General features: G+C 54.4%; 20 protein-coding genes. 6 read left to right on the top strand and 14 right to left on the bottom strand.

The features are described 5' to 3' along the window. Both ACR0P8_RS05510 and ACR0P8_RS05515 read right to left on the bottom strand, forming a co-directional pair. Positions 1-427, bottom strand: a 427-nt coding sequence (locus tag ACR0P8_RS05510) for a hypothetical protein (protein WP_432624169.1), incomplete at its 3' end; no start/stop codon positions are given. An 85-nt stretch (positions 428-512) separates the two neighbouring features. Further along, positions 513-2,690 (bottom strand): hypothetical protein, encoded by a 2,178-nt coding sequence (locus tag ACR0P8_RS05515; RefSeq protein ID WP_432624170.1) that lies wholly within the window; start codon positions 2,688-2,690, stop codon positions 513-515. A gap of 106 nt (positions 2,691-2,796) precedes the next feature. On the opposite strand from ACR0P8_RS05515, the gene ACR0P8_RS05520 reads away from it, so the two are divergent. Both ACR0P8_RS05520 and ACR0P8_RS05525 read left to right on the top strand, forming a co-directional pair. Continuing rightward, positions 2,797-3,219 (top strand): helix-turn-helix transcriptional regulator, encoded by a 423-nt coding sequence (locus ACR0P8_RS05520; protein WP_432624171.1) that lies wholly within the window; start codon positions 2,797-2,799, stop codon positions 3,217-3,219. A 1-nt stretch (position 3,220) separates the two neighbouring features. After that, complete coding sequence (locus ACR0P8_RS05525) at positions 3,221-3,424, top strand: helix-turn-helix transcriptional regulator (protein WP_432624172.1); 204 nt, start codon at positions 3,221-3,223, stop codon at positions 3,422-3,424. A gap of 85 nt (positions 3,425-3,509) precedes the next feature. On the opposite strand, the gene ACR0P8_RS05530 is transcribed toward ACR0P8_RS05525, so the two are convergent. Further along, a complete protein-coding gene (locus ACR0P8_RS05530; RefSeq protein WP_432624173.1) occupies positions 3,510-4,367 on the bottom strand; it encodes an SDR family NAD(P)-dependent oxidoreductase in 858 nt (285 codons plus the stop codon). Between the two features lie 257 nt (positions 4,368-4,624). Next, complete coding sequence (locus tag ACR0P8_RS05535; protein ID WP_432624174.1) at positions 4,625-7,519, bottom strand: glycoside hydrolase family 3 N-terminal domain-containing protein; 2,895 nt, start codon at positions 7,517-7,519, stop codon at positions 4,625-4,627. A gap of 240 nt (positions 7,520-7,759) precedes the next feature. On the opposite strand from ACR0P8_RS05535, the gene ACR0P8_RS05540 reads away from it, so the two are divergent. Continuing rightward, positions 7,760-8,467, top strand: a complete 708-nt coding sequence (locus ACR0P8_RS05540) for a LytR/AlgR family response regulator transcription factor (protein WP_432624175.1) — start codon at positions 7,760-7,762, stop codon at positions 8,465-8,467. 5 nt (positions 8,468-8,472) lie between these two features. Next, a complete protein-coding gene (locus tag ACR0P8_RS05545; RefSeq protein ID WP_432624176.1) occupies positions 8,473-9,738 on the top strand; it encodes an ATP-binding protein in 1,266 nt (421 codons plus the stop codon). Between the two features lie 203 nt (positions 9,739-9,941). On the opposite strand, the gene ACR0P8_RS05550 is transcribed toward ACR0P8_RS05545, so the two are convergent. From ACR0P8_RS05550 to ACR0P8_RS05580, 7 genes are all read right to left on the bottom strand, one after another. Beyond that, positions 9,942-10,784, bottom strand: coding sequence for a hypothetical protein (locus ACR0P8_RS05550; protein ID WP_432624177.1), 843 nt, complete (start codon positions 10,782-10,784; stop codon positions 9,942-9,944). 212 nt (positions 10,785-10,996) lie between these two features. Continuing rightward, entirely contained in the window at positions 10,997-11,782 is a 786-nt protein-coding gene (locus ACR0P8_RS05555) for an SDR family NAD(P)-dependent oxidoreductase (RefSeq protein WP_432624178.1), read from the bottom strand. A 28-nt stretch (positions 11,783-11,810) separates the two neighbouring features. Further along, complete coding sequence (locus tag ACR0P8_RS05560; RefSeq protein WP_432624179.1) at positions 11,811-12,836, bottom strand: alcohol dehydrogenase catalytic domain-containing protein; 1,026 nt, start codon at positions 12,834-12,836, stop codon at positions 11,811-11,813. A 2-nt stretch (positions 12,837-12,838) separates the two neighbouring features. Continuing rightward, a complete protein-coding gene (locus ACR0P8_RS05565) occupies positions 12,839-13,504 on the bottom strand; it encodes a methionine ABC transporter permease (RefSeq protein WP_432624180.1) in 666 nt (221 codons plus the stop codon). After that, positions 13,501-14,469, bottom strand: coding sequence for a methionine ABC transporter ATP-binding protein (locus ACR0P8_RS05570; protein WP_432624181.1), 969 nt, complete (start codon positions 14,467-14,469; stop codon positions 13,501-13,503). The genes ACR0P8_RS05565 and ACR0P8_RS05570 overlap by 4 nt, the downstream gene beginning before the upstream one ends. 49 nt (positions 14,470-14,518) lie before the next feature. Further along, positions 14,519-15,367 (bottom strand): MetQ/NlpA family ABC transporter substrate-binding protein, encoded by an 849-nt coding sequence (locus tag ACR0P8_RS05575; protein ID WP_432624182.1) that lies wholly within the window; start codon positions 15,365-15,367, stop codon positions 14,519-14,521. Between the two features lie 36 nt (positions 15,368-15,403). After that, positions 15,404-15,808, bottom strand: coding sequence for a carboxymuconolactone decarboxylase family protein (locus ACR0P8_RS05580; protein WP_432624183.1), 405 nt, complete (start codon positions 15,806-15,808; stop codon positions 15,404-15,406). 475 nt (positions 15,809-16,283) lie between these two features. On the opposite strand from ACR0P8_RS05580, the gene ACR0P8_RS05585 reads away from it, so the two are divergent. After that, positions 16,284-17,273 (top strand): thiamine pyrophosphate-dependent dehydrogenase E1 component subunit alpha, encoded by a 990-nt coding sequence (locus ACR0P8_RS05585; RefSeq protein WP_432624184.1) that lies wholly within the window; start codon positions 16,284-16,286, stop codon positions 17,271-17,273. Further along, positions 17,266-18,261, top strand: coding sequence for an alpha-ketoacid dehydrogenase subunit beta (locus ACR0P8_RS05590; protein ID WP_432624185.1), 996 nt, complete (start codon positions 17,266-17,268; stop codon positions 18,259-18,261). Before ACR0P8_RS05585 ends, ACR0P8_RS05590 begins: the two co-directional genes overlap by 8 nt. A gap of 119 nt (positions 18,262-18,380) precedes the next feature. Here ACR0P8_RS05590 and ACR0P8_RS05595 read toward each other — a convergent pair whose 3' ends face one another. The 3 genes from ACR0P8_RS05595 to ACR0P8_RS05605 all read right to left on the bottom strand — a co-directional run bounded on the left by ACR0P8_RS05595 (position 18,381) and on the right by ACR0P8_RS05605 (position 21,653). Continuing rightward, positions 18,381-19,346, bottom strand: a complete 966-nt coding sequence (locus ACR0P8_RS05595) for a DUF4352 domain-containing protein (protein ID WP_432624186.1) — start codon at positions 19,344-19,346, stop codon at positions 18,381-18,383. Positions 19,347-19,539: 193 nt separating this feature from the next. Next, positions 19,540-21,192, bottom strand: a complete 1,653-nt coding sequence (locus ACR0P8_RS05600; RefSeq protein ID WP_432624187.1) for a RecQ family ATP-dependent DNA helicase — start codon at positions 21,190-21,192, stop codon at positions 19,540-19,542. A 254-nt stretch (positions 21,193-21,446) separates the two neighbouring features. Next, positions 21,447-21,653 carry a hypothetical protein gene (locus ACR0P8_RS05605; protein WP_432624188.1) on the bottom strand — a complete coding sequence of 69 codons (207 nt, stop codon included), beginning with the start codon at positions 21,651-21,653 and terminating at the stop codon, positions 21,447-21,449. Between the last annotated feature and the right edge of the window lie 253 nt (positions 21,654-21,906).

Below are 21,906 nucleotides of genomic sequence, written 5' to 3' on the forward strand. Positions count from 1 at the left end.
AATTGTGCCGTCGAATGGTTGGATCGTTAAAACCGACGATTGCGTTCATTCCCGGTGCGAACATAACCGTGTGTCCCTCGACGCATCGAACCATGTTGTCAGACGTTTTTGCGAGATCGCCGATTGCAATCATATTCCACAACATCGTCCGACATATGTCTCTGTAGTCCTTCTGCGATAGGGGCTTTGTCTTTCCCTCAGGGAGATGCATCTCCTCCATTTCGTTCAGCCAACGCTCCGCTTTCCGTATGACGGTTTTTTCGGATACGCCGTATGCGCCACCAAAACCGTCGTCCAATGTGTACGCCATCATCCAATAGCGCAATGCCGTATATTGAATCCGGCGGGTATATTCATTCTTTTGTTCTGTTTGTACACTGCAGATCCCCAAATCGCCGGCGATTGAGTCCACAAGGTTTTTGGACATTCCTCTCACCCCTTCAAGATTGCGTCTTTAAAAATCGGTTCCTTGTTATTCATCCCAATCCTTTTGATCTGCTTGATGATTCAGACTATTCCCGAAGTACATCATCGTAGGAATCATGCGGGTTATTTCCATTTGCCTTCCCCATGGACGCTCTGGCAAGAACCTCTTCGCGCAGCGAATCGTCGTACAGGGGACTCATGAATTCCCTGAGTGATTCCTCGGATGTGAATCGTCCTGAATTCTCGTGTTCCGGATGCATTGCATGAAGCCACCGGATGTACTGCTCCGCCAAATTCCATTGCGGACGCAACCGCACGAATCCTCCAATACGTCGGTCACGAGGATTGCCCGTCGTGCAGATCATTCTTTGTGATGACCCCTTGCTGATAATCCTTACGAGAGAGCTATCCACGGTTAATGATGGCGAATACGCCTTGGCAGTATCTCCTAATTTGATGACGCCGCCACGAATTACGAGATCCTTCCTGTCCAGCAATACCGTACAAAGCTGTCCATCCTCATCATGTTTATATATGACAAGAACGCGTTCCGTAGGATGGCCTTCATAACGGATGCCTTCGTCCAATCGAGACATCTGGCTCTCGCGGTTGTAACGATCCTCAGTCAAATCGATGGCTTCATAGAAGGCCGGACAATTCCTAACTAAACCAGGTGTCGGGTCGGCAAACGGCAGGACGTACTTATTAAGCCCAGGAGTCCATCGCAGGAGAACGAAATCCGATTTCATTCCGGTTGTTTCGATTTCCTGCGGTGGCATCGTCTGTCCGGTTTCTTTGGATATTGGGCGACAGCGTGTGAACTCTACTGGCCCGTCAATGTGGCCTAAAGTCCATTTGAATTTGCCTTGCCCGATATAATCCATGATTCTTTGGAAACCCTCTAAAGACCCATCTCGCGAATATCGCACCATGCACACCGATGCTCTTGAATATTCACCGAATCGAGGCTTTTCGCGTTGCGTATAGCGTGCAATCTCGCTGCCAAGCACTAGGTCCTCATCTTCGCTTTCGGATGTGCCATTCTTTTTATTGGGATTTTTCCCCATACGTTCGTTGATGGCATGAGTTTCGACTCCCATTCCGCTTGCAGAAGAATCGTCTGGCGCGGGCATCAGACTAAGCCCACGCATATCCGTCTTGACTACAATCAGGGCATTCCAAGCTTGGTATTCGCCGAAACGAATGAACAGACAATCCCCTTCTAACGCCTTTTGGATAGCAGAGCGTCTGCCTAAGCCGATGACTTTCACTGCGCGTGCGTCACCATTAACGGAACCATAGGCGATGCTCCTAGGCCTGGCCGGAGTCTTCTCCGCAGTCATCATGTATGGTGTCTTATAGAACATGTTCGAATTCCTGAACAACGGTTCATCTACGCCGCTTGAACGAAGGACTGGAGGCCATACCGGATGGGCTGCCATATCAATCTCAGATAACGTATAACCGTATTGGTATAGCCAGCGGCATGCGGAATCACATTTCGGAGATCCCTCATGTACTTGTACTCGTCGCACTATAAGTTCTCGGTTGCCTGCCAGGCATCCGCATTCTGCCGCCTGGTCGAAACTTACTCTGATTCCTTTCATGGCATCGCGTTTTGCGACGATGTAGTATGAACGGTCTGGATGCAGCGCGGTGTCTCTGCTTATCTTTTTTCCTCCGTTTGATCCATAAATATCGGTAAATATCAGAATATTTCCGCCATTCTCCACGTAGCCAAGGGTTCGTTTGAGATGACGGGGAACATGTATCTCTGATAAGTCTGGATTTGGTGAGGAGAGCGTAATACGGTCATATCCCGAACGCATCCACTGCGCAGGCCTGTATATCTTGCCTTCGAATAACACATCATCCTTGCCTTGGATAGGTTCCCGGCCAGTAGGATGAGGATGGACCGAAATCTCGATGTCGAACATGCCGTCTGGACGCTTGTGCAGGAACATCGGCAAGGAAGGCGAAGCGTGGAACACAAGCGTCCCGCCATTGGCTCCGGTACTGTGTTCTGGACAGGCTAGGGTCCAAGGGTCGTTCTTCTGATGGCGGAAATACGGTGATACGGCCCGCGCGTTTCTCATGTGCTTCCTGGGAGTGTGCATCGCGCAGCTGTTCACGGGACGGTTGCAGTACGGGCATACGAACCGAATCATCCTTGGCACATCGCCGTGGAACTTGTCGTTGATTTCGTCCGCGGAGACAAGCCGCGATGCGGAGCTCTTCGGAATAACTTCGATCGCCTTGTACATGCCGCTCCCTTCCCTGAAACCACGACGTCCCACGGTTACGCCTTATCCTAGTTACGGGTGGGTCATATCCGCGATGGGACACGCTGGAGTTTGGAAGGAGGAATCCATGAGACTACATGAGTTGCGTGAGCGTTCAGGGTTGACGTTGCAGCAGTTGGATGCGTTGACCGGCGCGGCTTTCACGCGTCTGTGGACGTATGAGAATCGCGATGACGAGGCTCGCAACATGTATCTTGGGACGGCTGCGAAGCTGGCTCAGGCGTTGCATTGCAACGTATTGGACTTGTATCCCGATGAGCATGTGTGGCGTGGCGGCGTGTCCGCTGGCGTCGTCGGATTGAAGAACATCCGCAAGGCCCGTCATCTGACGCAGAAGGATTTGGCTGGATTGAGCGGCATCCTACAGCCCGCGATCTCTCGTTTCGAGACGAATGGTCGCCCGGTGTCGCAAATGTATTTGCGGACGGCGCTGCGATTGTCTGAAGCATTGCAATGCGACCCTGTGGATTTTCTTACGGAAGGATACTGACATGGGTTTGAGGGAACTCAGATTGAAGCGCGGCATGACACAGAAGCAGCTCGCCGACAAAGCAGGGTTGAGTCAGCAGCGAGTTGGCGCGTTCGAGACCGGCCAACGTAAGGTTAGTGGTATGAGTCTTGATGTTGCGATTCGTATTTGTGACGCGTTGCACGTGTCGAATCCTCGTAAGCTTTTGGAGGATGATAAGGACTAGAGAGCATATTAAAAGCCTGCAAAGAGCATGAGAGCCATGAACGGAAGCGCCCATGGCTCTCATGCTCTTTAGTAGACGTATTCTGTCAGAACACGCTGTATCCTCCGTCCACTCGCAGGTCGGTGCCGGTTACGTAGGAGGACGCGTCACTGGCGAGGAACAGGACCGCGCTGGCGATCTCGTCATTCATGCCGAAGCGATGCATGGGCACGACCTCAAGCATCGCGTCATGACCGGCCATGTCGATGCGACCGTTGAAGATGCCGGACCACACGTAGCCGGGGGAGATGGTGTTTGAACGAATTCCGTAGCGGGCCAGCGCCGCGGCGAGGTACCGGGAATGCTCCATGATGGCGGCCTTAGTAGCGCCATACGCGTTGACCGGAGTAGGGCCTCCCATCATGTAGTTCGCGTTGTGCCCGGACAGGGACGCAGTGAACACGAGCGAACCACCGTGGTTGTGTTCGCGCATAATTTCATGGGCAATGCGCGCGGTGCGGTATGCGCCGTTGAGGTTGATTTCAATGGTCTTGGTCCATACCTCTTCGGTGGCGTCCTGGTCGTCACCGGGAACGTTGACCCCGGCGTTGAGGAATGCGAAGTCCACTGTGCCGAGGTGATCCACGAGCCGCTGTTTGAGGTCTGCGACCTGCAACGGGTCGGTGACATCACATGACTCCGCGATGACATTCACTCTGAAGCGCGCGCCTATCTCGGTGGCGAGCTCTTCCAGTCGTTCCTGTTTGGCAGGCAAGTCGACAAGAGCGACATCCGCTCCTGCCTGTGCCAGTGCGGCTGCGGCGTTACGTCCCAAACCGCCGGCGGCTCCGGTCACGAATCCCTTGCGTCCCTTCATGGAGAACTTGTCCATGAACGAGTATCCAGAATCCTTCCACCTGTCCAATGGGTAACGCTCGTCGAAAACATCTTCGATTTCCGTCATATTCATGCTCCCTTTGCACGTCAGTGAAGCCGAATGCTCCATCTTTTCTTGGACCACATCCGTGTGGTCGTCCGACGATTCTCGGATTCGTCCAAGTCTAGTCCGTCATACGATGGACCTCGTTCGCGCATGCCGCGTTTCCTATGGTTGGCACTTCCATCGTTTCATTCTAAATAGATACGAAAAAGCGGGGGCATCCAAAGGGATGCCCCCGCTTGGGGCAGATCACGCAATCAGGGATGAGGAGTCTTCCCCTACTAACGTGAGATTGTTATGGTCGACTTGCGTCGTGCCATAAATCTTCTGATGGTCGTTGTCTCAAGGACGACAACCAGAACGGCGATGGCTGCTATGGCGACATAAGTCGCGGTCTTCCAAATCGGGGTTTCCTCCTTGGCCTGACCGTCCTTGTACATCCAGCAATTCGCCGTGGTATACAGGATGTTGTGCGCAGCCTGACGCATCGCCTTCACGGAAGTAGCGGACTTGCTTTCCACATGATTGGTGGTGCTCATGGTCGACAGCATCGCATCGTTGCCGTTGCGGATCTCCTGGTCGGCATCCTGGTAGACGTCGAAGTTTCCGAAATAGTCGGTCTCAACGAATCCACGGAAGCCCCATTCGTCGCGCAGCACGTTGTTCAGCAGCGGAGAGTAAGCACCTGCATAGGTGGTGCCTATGTAGTTGAAGGAGCTCATCACGGCCTGGGTGCCGCCTTCCTTCACGCTCATCTCGAACGGCTTCAGATAAATCTCACGCATGGCCTGCTCGTTGGACCAGGTGCACAGCATGCTGTTGCGGTTGGTTTCCTGATCGTTCAAGGCGAAGTGTTTCATGAAGGAGTACACGCCCTTGGACTTGGCGCCGGCAATCTCGTTGGACGCCATCGTTCCGGAGAGGAGCGCGTCTTCGGAGAAGTACTCGAAGTTGCGTCCGCCGAAGGCCGAACGGTGGATGTTCATGGCCGGTGCGTACCAGCCGGTGACGTGCATATCGTGGGCCATCTGACCAATCATCTTGCCGAACTGCTTGGCAAGATCTCGGTTCCACGTGCAGGCGAATGCGGTGGAGCTCGGGAAGCCGATGGAGCCGACGCCGGTGAAGTTGTTGTTCAGGGCCGCCGGACCGTCAGCGTCGATGAGCTGGATCTTTCCGATGGACTTCACGCGCGCGTTGCCGAAACCGGCATTGGCGATGAGGTTGTCCATGTCGTCGAAGGTGAGCTGGTCAAGCAGCTTGTCCCAGTCGGCGTCGTCATAGTCCTTGCCAGTCAAATCGCTGAGCTTCAGACCATTCTTGGCTCCCATAGTCGGCATCTTGTCCGAGGCGTTATCGTATTTCTTCGGATCATAGTTGCCATTGTTGGTAAAGGTTTCCTTGGCCTTGTCAGACATCTTGAGGCTGGCCGGAGCGGCGGTGGCTTCCTTGTAGTTCGCGAAGTGGTCGGCGCGGGACAGGTACGTCACATCGCCCGCAGCATCATCGAACTGGTTCGTCGCCACGGTCTTGTCGCCGTTGTGGGTGTTGCTCTTGGAGTCGTACGTGATGGTGTCCTTCACCGTCACGTCCTTCGAATCGATCACGTGATGCGAGTCGGAACGGATGGAGACCGCATAGTCGCCCTTCTCCAACACGTACGCCTTAGCGTTCTTATAGTCGTAGGACGCCATGTCGTCGTCATCGAACTCGACTGTGACCTTCTGGGACTCGCCCGGCTGCAGTTCCTTGGTCTTCTCGAAATCGACCAGGTTCGCCGAAGCCTTCTCGATGCCGCCATTGGTGTACGGCGGGTTGTAGTAGACCTCGACCACGTCCTTGCCGGCCTTGCTTCCCGTGTTGGTCACGGTCACGTCGAAGCTGACCTTGCCGGACCTGGCGTCGTACTTCACATCGCCCATCCTCTGATCGAACGACGTGTAGGACAGGCCATAGCCGAACGGATACTGCACGGTCGAATCGTAATCAATCAGACCCTCATCCGAAGCGGTCTCATAGAACTTGTAGCCCACATAGATACCCTCGGAGTAGTTGACGAAAGACGGGGAGACGTCATTATTGCCGAAGCTGCTGTGCTGCACGAATTCCTTGACGTTGTCGTACATGAAGCTGCCGAAGTTGTTGGCCGTCGGAGTCTGCTTCAGGTTCTTGACGAACGTGTCGGAGGTCTTGCCGGACGGGTTGGTCTTGCCCGCGAGCACCTCGCCCAGGGCGGAGAAGCCGGTCTGGCCCGCAGGCGGGCACCACACCACGGACTTGATCTGCGGATAGTCCTTCAGGAAATCGAACTGGAACGTGTTCGCGCCGTTGTAGACCAGAGTCACCTTCTTGAAGTTGCTGGTGACCAGGTCGATCATGTCCCGCTCGGTCTTCGACAGCTGCAGGAAGCTCTCGCCCTTCTGGAAGTCCTCGTAGTCCTTGGAGTTGTTCTTGTAGGTGATGCCGTCGGCCTTCATGTCCGTCGGCAGGTCGACTCCTTCGCCGCCGACTCGTCCGATGACGATGACGGCTTCGTCGGAGAAGTCCTTCGCGTCGGAGACCAGCTTGTCGGAGTACTGCTTGGCCGGAACCTCGGGCAGAGTCCAATCCGCCGACCAGATTTGGGAGACCGGACGGTCCTTGCGGTAGTCGGTGTACAGCTTGGTCAATTCGTCGTTGGTTTTGAAACCGGCCTGCTTCATGCCTTCCAGGAGGGAGACTTTCTTGTACTGGTCGGAAATGGATCCTGATCCGGATCCGCCGTAGACCGGATTCGAGGAGGACCAGCCGAACACGTTGACCTTCTTATTGGCCAGCGGAAGGTTGGAGTTGTCGTTCTTCAACAGTGTAACGGCTTCGGTCTGGACTTCCTCGGCAAGCTTGTTCGCGGATGCGACGGTTCCATCGGAGAGTTGGTATTTATGAACGCTCGCGTTGTTGAGCAGCGTGGACAGCGGTCCGAACATCATCATGCAGATCGCTACAGCGGAAGCAATCAGCGCGACAATCCAGGATTCGGAATGCACAAGCTTGCGGACAGCCTCGTTTTTCACCGTTTTCTTATTCACCGCGAAGGTGATAATCGCAGCAATGACCAATACCACGCCAATCGCAATCAGCTGTGGCATGACTGATTGGATGACGGAAATGACATCGCTCATATTGATGCCTATCATGTCTACCCTTTCTCTGACTTCGGGGACGGTACAGCGTTGATACCGATACGCTCGATTATTTCCGTCCCCGTCATGGCATGAATCGGAACAACATATCCCGTTGGTTCTGCGACACAACTGGTCATGTCTCCTTCATGGCGTTCCGCTCGGCGACGTTACAATTGATTGTGGCGGGAAGGCATGGGACGAATGCGATGACGCATTGGATGTGTGATGGCCATGGCACGCCGAAGGAGGAACATGCTGCGTATAGCCGTCGTGGAGGATACGCCTTCGGATCTCGAGCAGCTCCTAGCCGAACTTTCGGCGTACATGATGCGCATGGGCATTGAATACCAAGCCGATTCGTTTGCCAATGCTGATGCTTTTCTGGATGATTATCGTCCCATCTGGGATTTGGTGTTCATGGACATCGAAATGCCAGGGCATGACGGCATGGCCGCAGCACGCCTGCTCAGACAAATCGATAAGGACGTGCCTCTGGTGTTCCTGACCAAAGTAGCCAGTCTGGCTGCCGAAGGCTACGACGTTGACGCCATCGCATACATCATCAAACCGGTCTCCGCGGAAGTGTTCGCGTTGAAAATGAGACGAATCCTGGCACATATCGAGGGACGGGAAGACGCGACTATCACAATATCCGGTCGTGGCAGCATGACCCGACTCGCGGTCTCTTCCATAATTTATGTGGAGGTCATCCGCCATGAGGTGGTTTTCCATACTGCGCAAGGGGAAATCGTCTCATACGGCACATTAAAAGCGGTCGAGGAGCAGCTCGCGCCGTTCCACTTCACCCGTTGCAACAGCTGCTATCTGGTTAATCCCAAACATGTCACAGGAGTGAAAGGCGATAATGTGCTTCTTGGAGGGCGGACACTTCCCATCAGCCGATCCAAGAAAAAGCAGTTCATCAATTCCCTCGTCTCGTATATGGGGATGATGGGATGAGCTCCATGAATCTGTTCACCGGCCCGAATTTCGTGCTCGAACTATTGATCGCAGCAATTCCGTTACTATGGAATTGTCCACGGAAAAGCCGGTTCCCGTTAAGACTGACAATTTCGTTGTTCGCGTATCTGGCCATAGGTTTTTTGATCAGTACTCAGAAATTCAATGGCTGGGCGGATCTCCTGCGATTCCTCGCTATATTCATCGTATTGATAGTGGGCATTCGAATCTGTTTGGACATACGCGACCGTGAGGTGTTGTTCAGAGGCGTTGCCGCTTATGCGTTGCAATACTGTTGCGAAAGCATCGTTTACCTTGCGAACATTCCTCTGAATCGTCAGCCACTGACCGAGCCTCTCATCATGTTCGTCGAATATCCCATCGTCGCCATTCCAGCGTCCCTGCTCATGGCTTGGTCGTTCAGGCGGAACCAAGATGAACATATCGCCGACACATCATTGTTCGCGATCTCTTCAACCATCTTGGCTGTGACCATGATAATCAGTTTCGCGCAATGGATGTATCTGCCATTGGGGAACAAGCCTACACGTGTGATCTGTCTGGTTTATGCGATCTTGTGTTCGGCGTTGTCTCTGGCAATTCAATCCGGACTGCTCGTGCAGTCGCATTGGCGTCATGAAGCCGAATTTATGGAACGGATGTGGCGTCTCGACCGGCAACATTACGAATTGAGCCAAGACGCAATCGACCTAATCAACGTGAAGAGCCATGATTTGAGGAAACAGATTGACATGCTTCGTAGTTCGGCCGCGACGATGCCGACCGGCCAAGCGTTGGACGCATTGGAGGAATCGGTCGAGGACTACGACATGGTCGCCCATACTGGCAATGCCGCGCTAGACGTGATACTCACCGATAAGATCATGGCCGCCCATCGTATCGGAGCCTCCCTTTCTTACCTTGTTGACGGGAAGGCGTTCCTTGGCATCGACTCCATCGACCTGTACTCGATTTTCGGCAACATCCTCGATAACGCCATCGAAGCGGTGGAACCATTACGCCAGCCATTGAGGGTCATTGATCTGAAAGCCTGTAAGAACAACGAGTTCCTGATCATACGTTGCGATAATTATTGCGATCCAAGAAACCATGTCTCTGAAGGCAGTCCGATCGAAACGACCAAACCCGATAAAGCTTGGCACGGATTCGGATTGAAGAGCATCCAAATGACGGCGAATAAACTCGGTGGAAGTGTCACCTTCGACGTCAATGACGACATGTTCACGATAAACGTTATGATTCCCACATAAATCGGCCATACAGAACTCCTATGGCATTGCATGCTGCAACCGGAAATTCATCAGGTTTGCGGAGCTGATACGGGAGTCCCTATGGCAAAAATCGGGTCAGATTGTTTTGGTGCTCTATTCGAATCCCAAAACAGTCAAACGTACCGATTCCGTCTACAGTCTGTTACACGGGCCACGTCAAAACGCCGCCGACTTTGAATAGATTAAGAATGCTCGTGCACTTGTCCATTTTTAGGATTCGGCCCTTCCACTGGCACACGACGAGGTTCCAAGGCCAGGGCGGACTGCAGTGATTTTCTGTCCACCTGCATGACCTTTTCGCCATCGGTCATTTCCTTTAGAATGTCCGACCATGCGTCGGAATCTTTCTGTTGCTCGAGCAGAGGGATATTGCGTTCCAAAGCCTTGTTGATAATGTCCGCCATGTCCTGGGTTGCCAGTTTTTCCATGGTCCGTTGCAGTTCGTCCCTTTCCTTATCGGAGGCGGCATACCGGATGTTCGCCTCGGAAAGCGCGCGAATCTCCCTGGCCAGATCCATCGCCTTGTACATGATGACAAGAAGACGGTTTTGAGCTTCTTCGCTGTCCATGTTCAGACGGCAGTCCTCTATTGCGTCATCGACCTCTTTGGAGAAGCCGTCCACGTTCTCCGAACCATCCGTTAGCAAAGCAACGGGTCGGACGGATTTATTCCCGTCATTCCTCGAATGGAACAGTCTTGCTTTTATCTTATTTGCGGCGGGCGCTACGGCATGGTTCCACCAATGTCCGACGGTCCTGTCCCATACTCCTCTGACCTTCTCGTTCTTCGCTAGATAGACTGCGGTTCCGACCGTTGCGGCGCCGATGAGAACGCCAACAGCCAATGCCGCGTACGGGGCTCTACTATCGTCTTCGTCTCCAGCATCCGCGATCTCCCAACGGGCCTGCCCGTACAGATGGTTGCCTTCGTCGAAAAGCGATCCCAGGACCGCGTTGGGATTATCATGCGGTTTGGCCAGATGCATGCCTTCGGGAATGATCGGGTGGAAAAGCTGGTTGTCCATGACGCTCTCCTTGCCGACGCTTTCGCATCCTTTTACGGGCTACTGTGCTCATCCACTGCGGAACGGGTATCCACATTATATATGCCATAGCAAGTCCCAAGAGATAAGAATGCAACACCTTACTGGATGTCTCCTTATGGCCTGCCTTCAAGCCGACAGGCCTTTAAAAAACATCATGCCGATCGCGTCGATTGATGTCCGCATGCCAAGGATCAATCGAGGCTGGTGCCGCCGTCCACGTCGAGGGTCTCTCCGTCGATGTAGCCGGATTCCGGGTCGGCGAGGAACACGATCGCGCGTGCGATGTCGTACGGCTGGCCGCCGTGTCCCAGCAGCACGGCCTTCTCCACGGCCTCCCGTTTCCAATCCGGCATGTCGGCCGTCATGGGCGTGTAGGTGAGTCCCGGCATGACCGCGTTCACGTTGATGCCGTCCGGCGCGTACTCCCTGGCCGCGCCGCGGGTGAGGGCGGCCACGCCGGCCTTGGTGGCGGCGTAGGCGACGCCGCCAAGGTAGCCGCCGCCGTGCTTCGCCGCGATGGACGACACGTTGACGATGCGGCCGTAGTGCTGCGTCCTCATGCGTCTGACGGCCTGTTTGATGGTCAGGAAGTCGGCGGTCAGGTTGACCGCGAGGATCCGGTTCCACCGTTCCAGGTCCGTGTCGTCGAGCGTGTCCTTGATGATGATGCCCGCGTCGTTGACGAGGATGTCGATGCCGCCGTAGTGTTCGTCGAGCTGTTGGAAGACGTGTTCGACGGTGTCGGGGTCGGCGATGTCGCCGGGGGCCGTGAACGCCTCGTCGCCCGCCTGGGTGATGAGCTCGACGGTGGCTTCGGCGCGTTCGGGCACGATGTCGTTGACCGCGACCCTCACGCCCTTGCTCGCGAGCAGTTGGGCGACTGCCCGGCCGATGCCTTGTCCTGATCCGGTCACCAGGGCGCGCTGTCCCTCCCAACGCTGGTCGTGACGCTCCTCATCGAGTCCATCTATTGCCATGTTTTTCCTTTCGCTTCTTATCGTTCGCCTAATCTATATGGAATGTCGGCTTGCCTGGCAGACCGACGACCAAATGTCTTATGGCTTGATCGAACTCGGACAGGGGATATTCCTTTCCCAGCACCGGTGCCAAATCAAGTCCCTGCTTCACAAGCGAGAGACTATGCTCCCAAGTCTGTGGAAGCGCTCTTCCGGAAGTACCCTTCAGCGTCAGCTCTCGATACAGCAGTTCTTCGGAGATGTCGAAAGTCAGTGTGGTCTGCGGTAAACCAGTCGACACCAATGTTCCGCCTCGACGCAGGCTTCGCAGTCCGCCGAGGATGGCTTCGACACTGTCGGAGCAGTTGATCACGGCATCCAATTCGGGCAGTTGCCTTATCTCTTGGAGACGTTTTGAATGCAGATCGGTTACGTCAAGCGTGATGTCGGCTCCCATGGCCTTGGCACGTTCCAATCGTGACGGGATGACGTCCGTGGCCACCACCAGCGAAGCTCCTGACAGTCTTGCCGCTCCGATGGTCATCAACCCGATGGGTCCACATCCGAGAACAGCAATCCGTTTTCCTTGCACTTGGGCACGATCCACTCCATGCACGGCGGCGCCCAATGGTTCCATCAGCGCAGTCTGCCGTCCGGTGAAGGAATCGGGAAGCGGAAAGATGCAATCATCCTGAATCGTGACATATTGCGCGAAACCTCCGGGACGGTTGACGCCGAGCAGTCCGCAGTTCTCGCACAGGTGCCCGTTACCACGTCGGCATTGATTGCAGGAATGACAGGGGATATGGCTTTCCAAAGCGACCTTCTGACCAACGGTGCCTTTGGCGTCCTTCCCGATTCCCTCGATCACTCCGGCGACTTCGTGTCCGAGAATGCAGGGCGGCGTGACACGTTTCCGCGCCCAAGTGGTCCATTCGTATATGTGCCTATCCGTCGCGCAGACCGCCGCGTCGGTGACTTTCACCAACACCTCATGCTCGGCTGGTGATGGGATCGGAAGGTCATCGACGAGACGTGCCCCCTGGCCGGGATTCTCTTTGATTATCCCGCGCATGGCTATCTGACCAGCGCCTTGTGGACCGCATTGCCGATGAATTGGATGATCTGCACGATGACGACAAGGATGATGACCGTTCCATACATGATTGTGTCGTTGAAGTCCTGATAACCGTAAGTGATGGCAACCGCTCCCAGACCGCCGGCGCCGACAGCTCCGGCCATGGCGGTGCATCCAAGAATCGAAATCATCGCAAGAGTGACGTTGAACACCAAGGATGGCAAGGCCTCCGGAATGATTATCTTCAGAATGATCTGCAGGTCAGAGGCTCCGAACGAGCGGATGGCGGCGATCAAATCCTTGTCGACAGTAGCGAAGCTACCTTCAAACAGTCGGGCCATCAGCGGGGATCCCACCAAGGTGAGAGGGACCAGGGCAGCCACTTCACCGATTGACGTTCCCACCAGAATCCTGCTGAGCGGGATGATGGCAACCGCGAGGATGATGAACGGGAACGATCTGAGTATGTTGACGATGAAGTCAAGAATTCCGTAGACAAGCCTGTTGGGATGCAATCCGTTCTTCCCGGTGACCGTCAGGACGATGGCGAGCAGAAGACCGATGACCGATGACAGCAACGTGGCGATAAGCACCATGTAGAATGTCGATCCCAGTCCCGGAAGTATGATTCTGTCCCATGCGTTCTGCCATTCCTGCCAGCTCATAGCTTCTCCCAATTCACTTCATGCTCGTTCAGATATGCTTCGAAACGAGCGAAATCCTCTTGTCTGATGTTGATAATCACGGAGCCAAGCACGTCATCACGGTATTTCTGCGTGTTCGCCCAAATCAACGAGAATCCCAAGCCGAGGGACTGCGCCATTTGAGCAAGGAACTGGTCGTAGACATGATCGGGACCGTAGGTGATTCGAATGTTCACGCCGTATTCCGGAAGCGTTCCCTCCTCCTCTCGGGTACCAAAGAGATCATCCAAGGTGGAGCCGCCATGCATGAAAATACGGTTGGTGGAATCGAACGCCTTGACACTTCCTTGGTCGAGTACGGCGACCTTCTGGCAGATCCGCCGCACCACTTCCATCTGATGCGTGACCATGATGACGGCGATGCCACGTTCCTCGTTGATTTTGCGGAGCAGATCGAGAATGGAATCCGTAGTGTGCGGATCCAGTGCGGACGTTGCCTCGTCGCACAGCAGAGTCTTGGGCTTGAGGGTCAGAGCGCGCGCGATTGCCACGCGCTGCTGCTGTCCGCCGGACAGGTTCCTGGGGTAGGAATCAAGATGGTCCTCGAGCCCCACGGTCTTCGCCAATGACTTGACGGTATCGTCAATATCGGAGGAACTGTAATGCCACAACCTCATTGGAATCGCGATGTTGTCATACACGCTTTTGCGGCTCATCAAGGCGAAATGCTGGAAGATAAGACCAATGTTCCGTTTGAATTCTCGCAGTTCCTTGCCGGACTTCACTTCGGAGACTTCCCTGCCTTCCACCGTAATCGAACCGGAATCGTAAGGCTCTATGCCGTTGAGGCACCGGAGCAGGGTAGTCTTGCCTGCGCCGCTCCGTCCGATGATGCCGACGATCTGTCCATCGTCGACTTTCAGGCTCACGTTCTTGAGCACTGGTGTGCCCGAGTAGCTTTTTTTGAGATCCTTGATCTCAATCATGGGATTCTCCTTGCCGTGGATGGTTCTGGAATGTCCTTACGGATGCGGTTCACCACAACGGGACGACCGCGCCCTTGAACTCCTTCGCCATTTCCTTCTTCACCGCGTCTGTCTCCACGGCCTTGGTGAAGAGTTCTGCGTTCTTGTCGTTGCCGCTTCCGTCCTTGTAGGCGACGACAAGTGAATACTTCGCGCTTTCCGCCTTGTCTTCAACTCCAAGGTTCTTGGTCGGCTCATATCCGCCTTGGGCCATGCTGATCGCGTTGACCACTGCCGCCTGCGCGTCTCCGAGGGACTTGACTTCCTTCAGGGTGTCGGTCTCGGTGAGCTTCAGGTTCTTCGGATTCGATTCGACGTCGAGGACGCCAGGGATATCCACGCCGCTCTTCAGTTTGAGCAGTCCGTTGGCCGCCAGCGTCTTCAGAGCCCTGCCACGGTTGGCGGAATCGTTGGGGATGAGGACCGTGTCTCCGTCCTTGAGCTGATTCAGGCTGGTGAGGTCCTTCGAGTAGATGCCCATGTAGTACCTGAACAGACCGTTGGGATCGTATGCTTTGAGCTTGTTACCGTGCTTCTTGTTGTATTCCTTGAGGTACACGCCGTGCTGGAAGAAGTTGATGTTGATGCTGCCTTCCTCCACGGCCGTGTTTGGTGTCACGAAGTCGTCGAACACCTTGACCGTGAGTGTCTTGCCTTCGGCTTTGTTCTGCTTGTCGAACTGGTCCTTGATGGTGTTGGCGAGTTCGGCGTAGATCGGCGAGACACCTACAATGACGTTCTTCGTGTCCGCGTTGTCGGAGGCGTTGGCCGACCCGCAGGCGCCAGTCGACAGCAGCGCGGCAGCCGACACGATGACTGCGATCGTCTTTCCAATGGTTCCGATGATGTTCCTCTTCATGTATGGCTCCTCTCTATCGTTCTCCGGTCCGGTTCGTCACTCGTTGTCCCAAGTCGGAGCAACGCCGCGGCTCTTGAATACCTGTTCCGCCACGCTCACCGCGTTCTGGACCTTCGGCCAGCCCGCGTAGGGAAGCAGCTGGAGGAACGCTTCGATGATCTCGTTCGGTGTCCAGCCGACGTTGAGCGCCCCGTTGATGTGGACCTTAAGCGCCAGAGCCGTGTCACCCTGGGAGGCAAGCGATGAGATGGTCACGAGCTGCTTGTACTTGACGTCAAGGCCCGGGCGTGAGTAGATGTCGCCGAATGGGAACTCGGCGATGTAGCGGGTCAGGTCCGGGGCGACTTCGGCGAAGGAATCCACGACTCCCTCGCCTGTGCCGCCGATGACCTCTTCAAGTTTCTTACGGCCTCTCTGAAAACGTTCGGAATCCTGGGTCATGATTGCTCCTTCTCATGCGGTTGATGGAATTTGTTTTGATGTTGGTGTCAAACGATACCGATTCCGGCATCGTGCCGAAGCAGGTGCGCCGGCCAGGGAAGGGCTTTCATTGGGTTATGACGTGTTATCAAACTCAAATGTCGTACGAAATAACGTTTGCTATATAAAAAATCAGCTTTTAATGCGATATAAATACCTTGGATATTCCCTTGTCCAAATAGTGAGAAAAACAATGTTAGACACCTTTTGTCTGCAATTTTCGGCACTATAGGTAGGTTCAAACATTATTTTTGAACCGGTTATCATATCCAGTACTTATATAAGTTTGATAGTTTCCGATAAAGAAAAGGTATATTAAACACCTGTTTCTTTTTCATTTCTCATTTAGCATTGCTGAATAACCCCATTGCCATTCATATTTTTCGCAACGGATTCCCACATGGTTTTTGGGTTCTCGGATTATCGGAAAGGTCACATGATGGATGAATCATTGACGAAGCCGCAGGCCGTGGAGTTGTACACGACGATGCGCAGAATCAGGCGTTTCGAGGAGACGGTGAAACGTCTGCACGGCAAGCAGATTGTGGGACCAGCCCACCTGTATATCGGGGAGGAGGCCGTGGCCACGGGCGTGTGCAGCAACCTCACGCGCGCTGACTATGTGACCAGCACCCACCGTGGTCATGGGCACACCCTCGCCAAGGGAGCACGCGTGGACCGTTCCTTCGCTGAGCTGTTCGGCAAATCGACGGGCTACTGCAAAGGCAAGGGCGGCTCCATGCATCTGGCCGATTTCAGCGTAGGAATGCTCGGCGCGAACGGCGTCGTGGGCGGCGGTTTCAACATCGCGACCGGCGCCGCACTGGCCGTCAAGCAGCGTCACGGCAAGGAAGTCGCGGTCTGCTTCTTCGGCGATGGCGCATCCAGCCGCGGCACGTTCCATGAGGCCGTGAACCTCGCGGCGTCGTGGAAGCTGCCCGTGGTGTACGTGTGCGAAAACAACTCGTGGGCGTCGACCACGCGCTTCGATGACATCAAGAACGTGGATTATCTGTCGATCAGAGCCGCCGGATACGGCATCCCCGGCGTGAGCGTGGACGGCAATGATGTGCTTGCCGTGCGCGACGCGTCCGCCAAACTCATCGACCGGGCGCGCCGTGGCGAAGGCCCGTCGATTTTGGAATGCAAGACCTATCGCATCGAAGGACACTTCCTGGGCGACCCGCAGCGCTACCGCACCCAGGAGGAGGTCGAGCAGGTGCATGAGCACAATGATCCGATCGAACGGTTCCGCACAAGGGTGCTCGTTGACAGCGTCCTCACGCAGGACGACATCGACGAAATCGAAAGGAAACTGGACAAGGAGTTCAGGGACGCGCTCGAATTCGCAGAGAACAGCCCATTCCCCAAGCCCGAGGAAGCTTTGGAGGACGTGTATGCGGGAGAGGTGAGAATCGATGAGTGAACAGAGACTGATTACGTTCGGCGAGGCCACGCGTGAGGCGATGATTGAGGAGATGCGCGCGGACGACCGCGTGTTCGTGTATGGCGAGGATATCGCCAAGCAAGGCGGCATCTTCGGACAGTTCGCGGGACTGAAGGACGAGTTCGGCGACCGCGTCCTGGATACCCCAATCTCCGAGACCGCGCTGGTCGGCGCGGGCGTGGGCGCGGCAATCGCGGGCGCTCGACCGGTCATCGATCTGCATTATGCGGATTTCATCGGCATCGCGATGGACGAGGTCCTCAACCAGATGGCCAAAGCGCATTACATGTTCGGCGGCCAGGCCGACATGTCCCTGGTGCTTCGGGCTCCGGACGGTGTGATGAGCCATGCTGCCGCACAGCATTCGCAGTCGTTGGAGACCTGGTTCACCAATATTCCCGGCATCCGAGTGGTCGTCCCGTCCGACCCGCGTACCGGCAAGGCTCTGCTCAAGGCCGCAATCGAGGATCCGGATCCGGTGATCTTCTTCGAACACAAGGCTTTGTTCCCGGTCAAGGGGAACGTGCCGTTGGACGACGAGCCGATCGATCTGGGTAAAGCCGCGGTCGTGCGCGAGGGCACGGACGTGACTCTCGTGTCGTATTCGTTGATGCTGTCCAAGGCGTTGGAGGCCGCGCAGCAGGTCCAAGACGAGTACGGACTGAGCGTGGAGGTCATCGATCTGCGTTCCATCGCTCCTCTTGACATGGATACGATTTACAAGTCCGTGAAGAAGACCGGCAGGCTGGTCATCGCGCACGAGGCCATCAAGCTCGGTGGAGTGGGTGGTGAGATCGCGGCGCGTGTGGCCGAGCACGCATTCGAGTATCTCGATGCGCCGATTCTGCGTGTTGGCGCGAAATTCTGCCCGCTGCCGTTCAGCCCGGGGCTCGAGGACTACGTGTTGGCCGGCAAGCCAGAAATCGTGGATGCATTGCTTTCCATCGTCAACGAACGAAGGAAATGAAAACCGGAATACCGGCAAAAACGAAAGGGTCTCAGCTTTTATGAAGAAAGCTGAGACCCATGGCCGATTCCGATTACGAGCGTTTTGCTATTCCAAGCAAATTATCGTTTAATATTGCCTCACTTGGATGTGACATGATAGTTGTCATCAAGAATGAAGTACGAGTAATCAGACGATATATTGTTAAGATCGGTCCAGTCCTCCCAAGCTAAAGCAATAATCTTGGTATCGGATGGCATGTTAAACACGTACTTCACATCAGAGGCCATACCGGGTTGCAGCTGCGCGTTGCATTCCGGATTACCAGGAATCTTAAACAGATCATCAATAGTGGAATACTGTTGGTTTTTGTCATTGACCGCCTTGATATCCAATGGCGCCGAACAAGTAATGTCAATGGGCTTCTGACTGTTATTGGTCACAGTCACGTCAGCTTCGAAGAATTTAGTGCCGGCCGCAGGAGTCAAATCCGGTTGCGTTCCATTCCATTCCTGAGGCACGCTTGCCGGCTCACTTGTCGCATTCAGCTTCATCGTGAGAGAACCATTGGAACTGGTTTCACCCATCTTGTTGGACTGGATATCCTGTTTCGGTGATTCCTTGGTCTTTCCAGTATCAGACTTCGGAGCTTCCACTCCATTCCATTGATCGGACTGAGATGAACTCGTCTTATCTGCAGAGTCAGCTGTATTTGCTGTGTTTTCTGGATTAGGAGCACAAAGCTCAATCACAAAGAGGACTATCGCTCCGACGCAGAAAGCTCCAAACAATGAAAGAATGAGCTGCCAGACTTTCAAAGTTACTTTTTTCAACCACCAGTCCTGTTTCGGCTTATTCATAGGAGGATTATGAACTTGTTGAACAGGCTGATTTGGAATAGGTGCCGATGGCTGTGCTGGAGCATAAGCGCCATATTTTGGCGCCGGTTGGAAAGTCTGTTCCGGCGGGATGCCGTCAACATGATTCTGCGTGGAAGGAGCCGGACAACCATCCTGTTGCACCGGTACTGAATCATTTCCCTTATACGGGGCATTCGTCGGTTGAGGCTGAGGGCTAGGAGCGTCAGTCTTGTTTTCATCACCCATGTTGGACTCCTTCATTTCTTCTCGGGGGATATATATTTTACCGCCCTACAGATGTCTATAAACGCTGTGGCAAAATGTTTTCGGAGATGCCTAAAATTCATCTGACATGGCGACGGCACGTAATAATGCGAATTACTAAAACGTGCCAACCTTCCTCAAGGGCATCACTAGAAGATGGAGCTCATTGTGACTGCTACCTCGAACCGGGTGAAATGATCCGATTTTCAGAATCGCAAGCGAGCCGGCCGCATCCAATCAATTCCTTGATTCGCTTGCGTATAACCTCATGATTCCGATCGGAAAGCTTGCCATACCCTTCCAATTCGACCTGTTCCAGATTTCCTTGAATACCTCTGAGAGCCTGTATCGTTGGGCCTAAAGCCTCACCATGGCCAAACAGTTTTTGCTCTTCTTCGATGAAGCCGATGATGGTGGAGTCCATTGATGTGTCGGGCACCTCAACCGGTGCGGGTTCCTCTCCTTGGATTTCCTCGAAGATCTCTATTTTTTCGTTGGCTCTTTCCCTCTCTAAGGCTCTTCGACGGGCGTGGTCCTGTCTTCTCTTTCTATTGCAATTGCCGCAATTGTCGCAGGATTCCGGTGCGTTGTCTCCGAAATAGGTGAGGATGAAGCTCCTCAGACAGGAACGCGTCGTACAGTATTGGCGCATTGACTCCAGTCGGTCCATTGTCGCCTGTCTAATCAGTTCCTTGGTTCTGGGATCTCTGATCGCGCTTCCGGCATCTTTCGAATGCCGTCGAGACCAGTCGTCGAAATCGGCATCATTCCACAGAACAACATTTTGGGCCGGTCTGCCATCACGTCCGGCACGTCCGGCTTCCTGGTAGAACGCTTCGATGCTGTCGCATGGTCCGTTGTTGATGACCCAACGCACGTCAGGCTTGTCGATGCCCATGCCGAATGCTGTGGTCGCGCAGATCACACGTGGCGATCCCTTGAGGAATCCGTCCTGAATCTCGTTTTTCCGCACTCCGTCCATGGGAGCATAGAAAGCTTTCGCGTCGATTCCAAACTCGCACAGGCATTCGGCCGTCACATCGCAAGCCTTGATGGTATTGCAGTACACGATGCCGCTGCCTTGAGAACAGTCAGCCCAATCGATGATGAAATCCAATCGCGATTCATCCCTGATGTGAACAGTGCTGAAATGGATGTTCGGCCGATCGAACCCGGTGGAGACACAAATGGGCTGGATCAGGTTCAGTCCTCTCGCGATTTGGGGTATCTGCCGCGGCGTGGCCGTCGCGGTGAATGCCGCGACAACAGGACGGTGGGAGAGCCTATTGATGAATTTGCCGATTTGCATATATTCGGGTCGGAAATCGTAGCCCCATTGCAGCACGCAATGTGCTTCGTCGACTGCGAGCAGGTCGATTCTGGCGTATCGTACGAAATTGAGGAATTCGGACATCCGCAGTCGTTCCGGCGTCACATACAACAGTTGTATGTTGCCTTTTAAGGCTTCTTGGTATATCTGTCGTCGCTCGTTGAAAGCGATTTCGCTGTCGATAAGAGCGGCGCGTACATTGTGCTCGCGCAAGGCACGTACTTGGTCATGCATCAATGCGCGCAGGGGTGAGACCACAATGGAGAATGTTCCCGGACGTGTTGCCGGAAGCTGATAGCAGATGCTTTTGCCGCTGCCGGTCGGCATGACGGCAAGCAGATCCCTGCCGTTCACGATGGCGTTGATCGCCTCGAATTGACCTGGTCTGAATTCACGGTATCCATATGTGCGTTCCAGTTGGGCGAGAGTGAATTCAGAATAATCCACTAGTTCGCATTTCTTCTCCGTACTGGTTTCCATATCCAGATAGACGGCCATCTTCGGCCTCCTTGTCAAGGGTGATTATGACTGTTATATCGTCCATCTCTGACGCTCTCAATCGTTGAGAGCTAAAGAGAGGCATCATGTTCCGGCACTTGGCGACATCGCTTTGTGATATCCGATGACGATGGGCGATCGTTGAGAATTCAGGCAGAGACTACATGCCTGGAAGTGTGGCTCGTATGCCACGGTTTCATTGCATGATGGAAAGCTGAGCCATCGGCTTTTCCGTCGTGGTTTGCCTATTCCGGTCACGAGTAGTTTCCGCTGCGCTTCGACGATGGCGCACCGCGTTTGGAAGTCTGATGCGCCCGGAACGTGTCCCCGTCATCGATTTTGGCTTTGTTGCGAGCCATGGCCCTCTCTGCGCGTGCGATCATCGCCGGCGTAATCGAGTGGGGGAGACCGTCGCCCTTCTTCGCGCGCTTTTTCATCTTCCGTCTGTACTCGATACTCATGTGAGCCTTCTTCCTTTAAAGGAAGTTCTAGCCTGACAGCAAGACCAAAGAGATTGAAAACTAACACTCTTGGTACCAAAAGTGAGGTGAAGTGATACAAAAGTAAGCACTTGGGGCTGGTGCCGTTTTGTTGGACTCGTCATTGATTCCATCACCACCAATCATGCCACAAGACCGAGCTCGCGTCGACGGTCCATGATGCTCATGCCGAACTCCGTCTTGATCCGCTTGTCCCGATACCAGACCATGTACT

The sequence above is a fragment of the Bifidobacterium sp. genome, from assembly GCF_050874245.1.
Lineage (GTDB): Bacteria > Actinomycetota > Actinomycetes > Actinomycetales > Bifidobacteriaceae > Bifidobacterium.

What these genes read in the sequence shown, in the direction of transcription:
- ACR0P8_RS05515 (WP_432624170.1), bottom strand. Translation starts at nt 2,690, where the DNA reads ATGTACAAGGCGATCGAAGTTATTCCGAAGAGCTCCGCATCGCGGCTT.
- ACR0P8_RS05520 (WP_432624171.1), top strand. Translation starts at nt 2,797, where the DNA reads ATGAGACTACATGAGTTGCGTGAGCGTTCAGGGTTGACGTTGCAGCAG.
- ACR0P8_RS05525 (WP_432624172.1), top strand. Translation starts at nt 3,221, where the DNA reads ATGGGTTTGAGGGAACTCAGATTGAAGCGCGGCATGACACAGAAGCAG.
- ACR0P8_RS05530 (WP_432624173.1), bottom strand. Translation starts at nt 4,367, where the DNA reads ATGACGGAAATCGAAGATGTTTTCGACGAGCGTTACCCATTGGACAGG.
- ACR0P8_RS05535 (WP_432624174.1), bottom strand. Translation starts at nt 7,519, where the DNA reads ATGATAGGCATCAATATGAGCGATGTCATTTCCGTCATCCAATCAGTC.
- ACR0P8_RS05540 (WP_432624175.1), top strand. Translation starts at nt 7,760, where the DNA reads ATGCTGCGTATAGCCGTCGTGGAGGATACGCCTTCGGATCTCGAGCAG.
- ACR0P8_RS05545 (WP_432624176.1), top strand. Translation starts at nt 8,473, where the DNA reads ATGAATCTGTTCACCGGCCCGAATTTCGTGCTCGAACTATTGATCGCA.
- ACR0P8_RS05550 (WP_432624177.1), bottom strand. Translation starts at nt 10,784, where the DNA reads ATGGACAACCAGCTTTTCCACCCGATCATTCCCGAAGGCATGCATCTG.
- ACR0P8_RS05555 (WP_432624178.1), bottom strand. Translation starts at nt 11,782, where the DNA reads ATGGCAATAGATGGACTCGATGAGGAGCGTCACGACCAGCGTTGGGAG.
- ACR0P8_RS05560 (WP_432624179.1), bottom strand. Translation starts at nt 12,836, where the DNA reads ATGCGCGGGATAATCAAAGAGAATCCCGGCCAGGGGGCACGTCTCGTC.
- ACR0P8_RS05565 (WP_432624180.1), bottom strand. Translation starts at nt 13,504, where the DNA reads ATGAGCTGGCAGGAATGGCAGAACGCATGGGACAGAATCATACTTCCG.
- ACR0P8_RS05570 (WP_432624181.1), bottom strand. Translation starts at nt 14,469, where the DNA reads ATGATTGAGATCAAGGATCTCAAAAAAAGCTACTCGGGCACACCAGTG.
- ACR0P8_RS05575 (WP_432624182.1), bottom strand. Translation starts at nt 15,367, where the DNA reads ATGAAGAGGAACATCATCGGAACCATTGGAAAGACGATCGCAGTCATC.
- ACR0P8_RS05580 (WP_432624183.1), bottom strand. Translation starts at nt 15,808, where the DNA reads ATGACCCAGGATTCCGAACGTTTTCAGAGAGGCCGTAAGAAACTTGAA.
- ACR0P8_RS05585 (WP_432624184.1), top strand. Translation starts at nt 16,284, where the DNA reads ATGATGGATGAATCATTGACGAAGCCGCAGGCCGTGGAGTTGTACACG.
- ACR0P8_RS05590 (WP_432624185.1), top strand. Translation starts at nt 17,266, where the DNA reads ATGAGTGAACAGAGACTGATTACGTTCGGCGAGGCCACGCGTGAGGCG.
- ACR0P8_RS05595 (WP_432624186.1), bottom strand. Translation starts at nt 19,346, where the DNA reads ATGGGTGATGAAAACAAGACTGACGCTCCTAGCCCTCAGCCTCAACCG.
- ACR0P8_RS05600 (WP_432624187.1), bottom strand. Translation starts at nt 21,192, where the DNA reads ATGGCCGTCTATCTGGATATGGAAACCAGTACGGAGAAGAAATGCGAA.
- ACR0P8_RS05605 (WP_432624188.1), bottom strand. Translation starts at nt 21,653, where the DNA reads ATGAGTATCGAGTACAGACGGAAGATGAAAAAGCGCGCGAAGAAGGGC.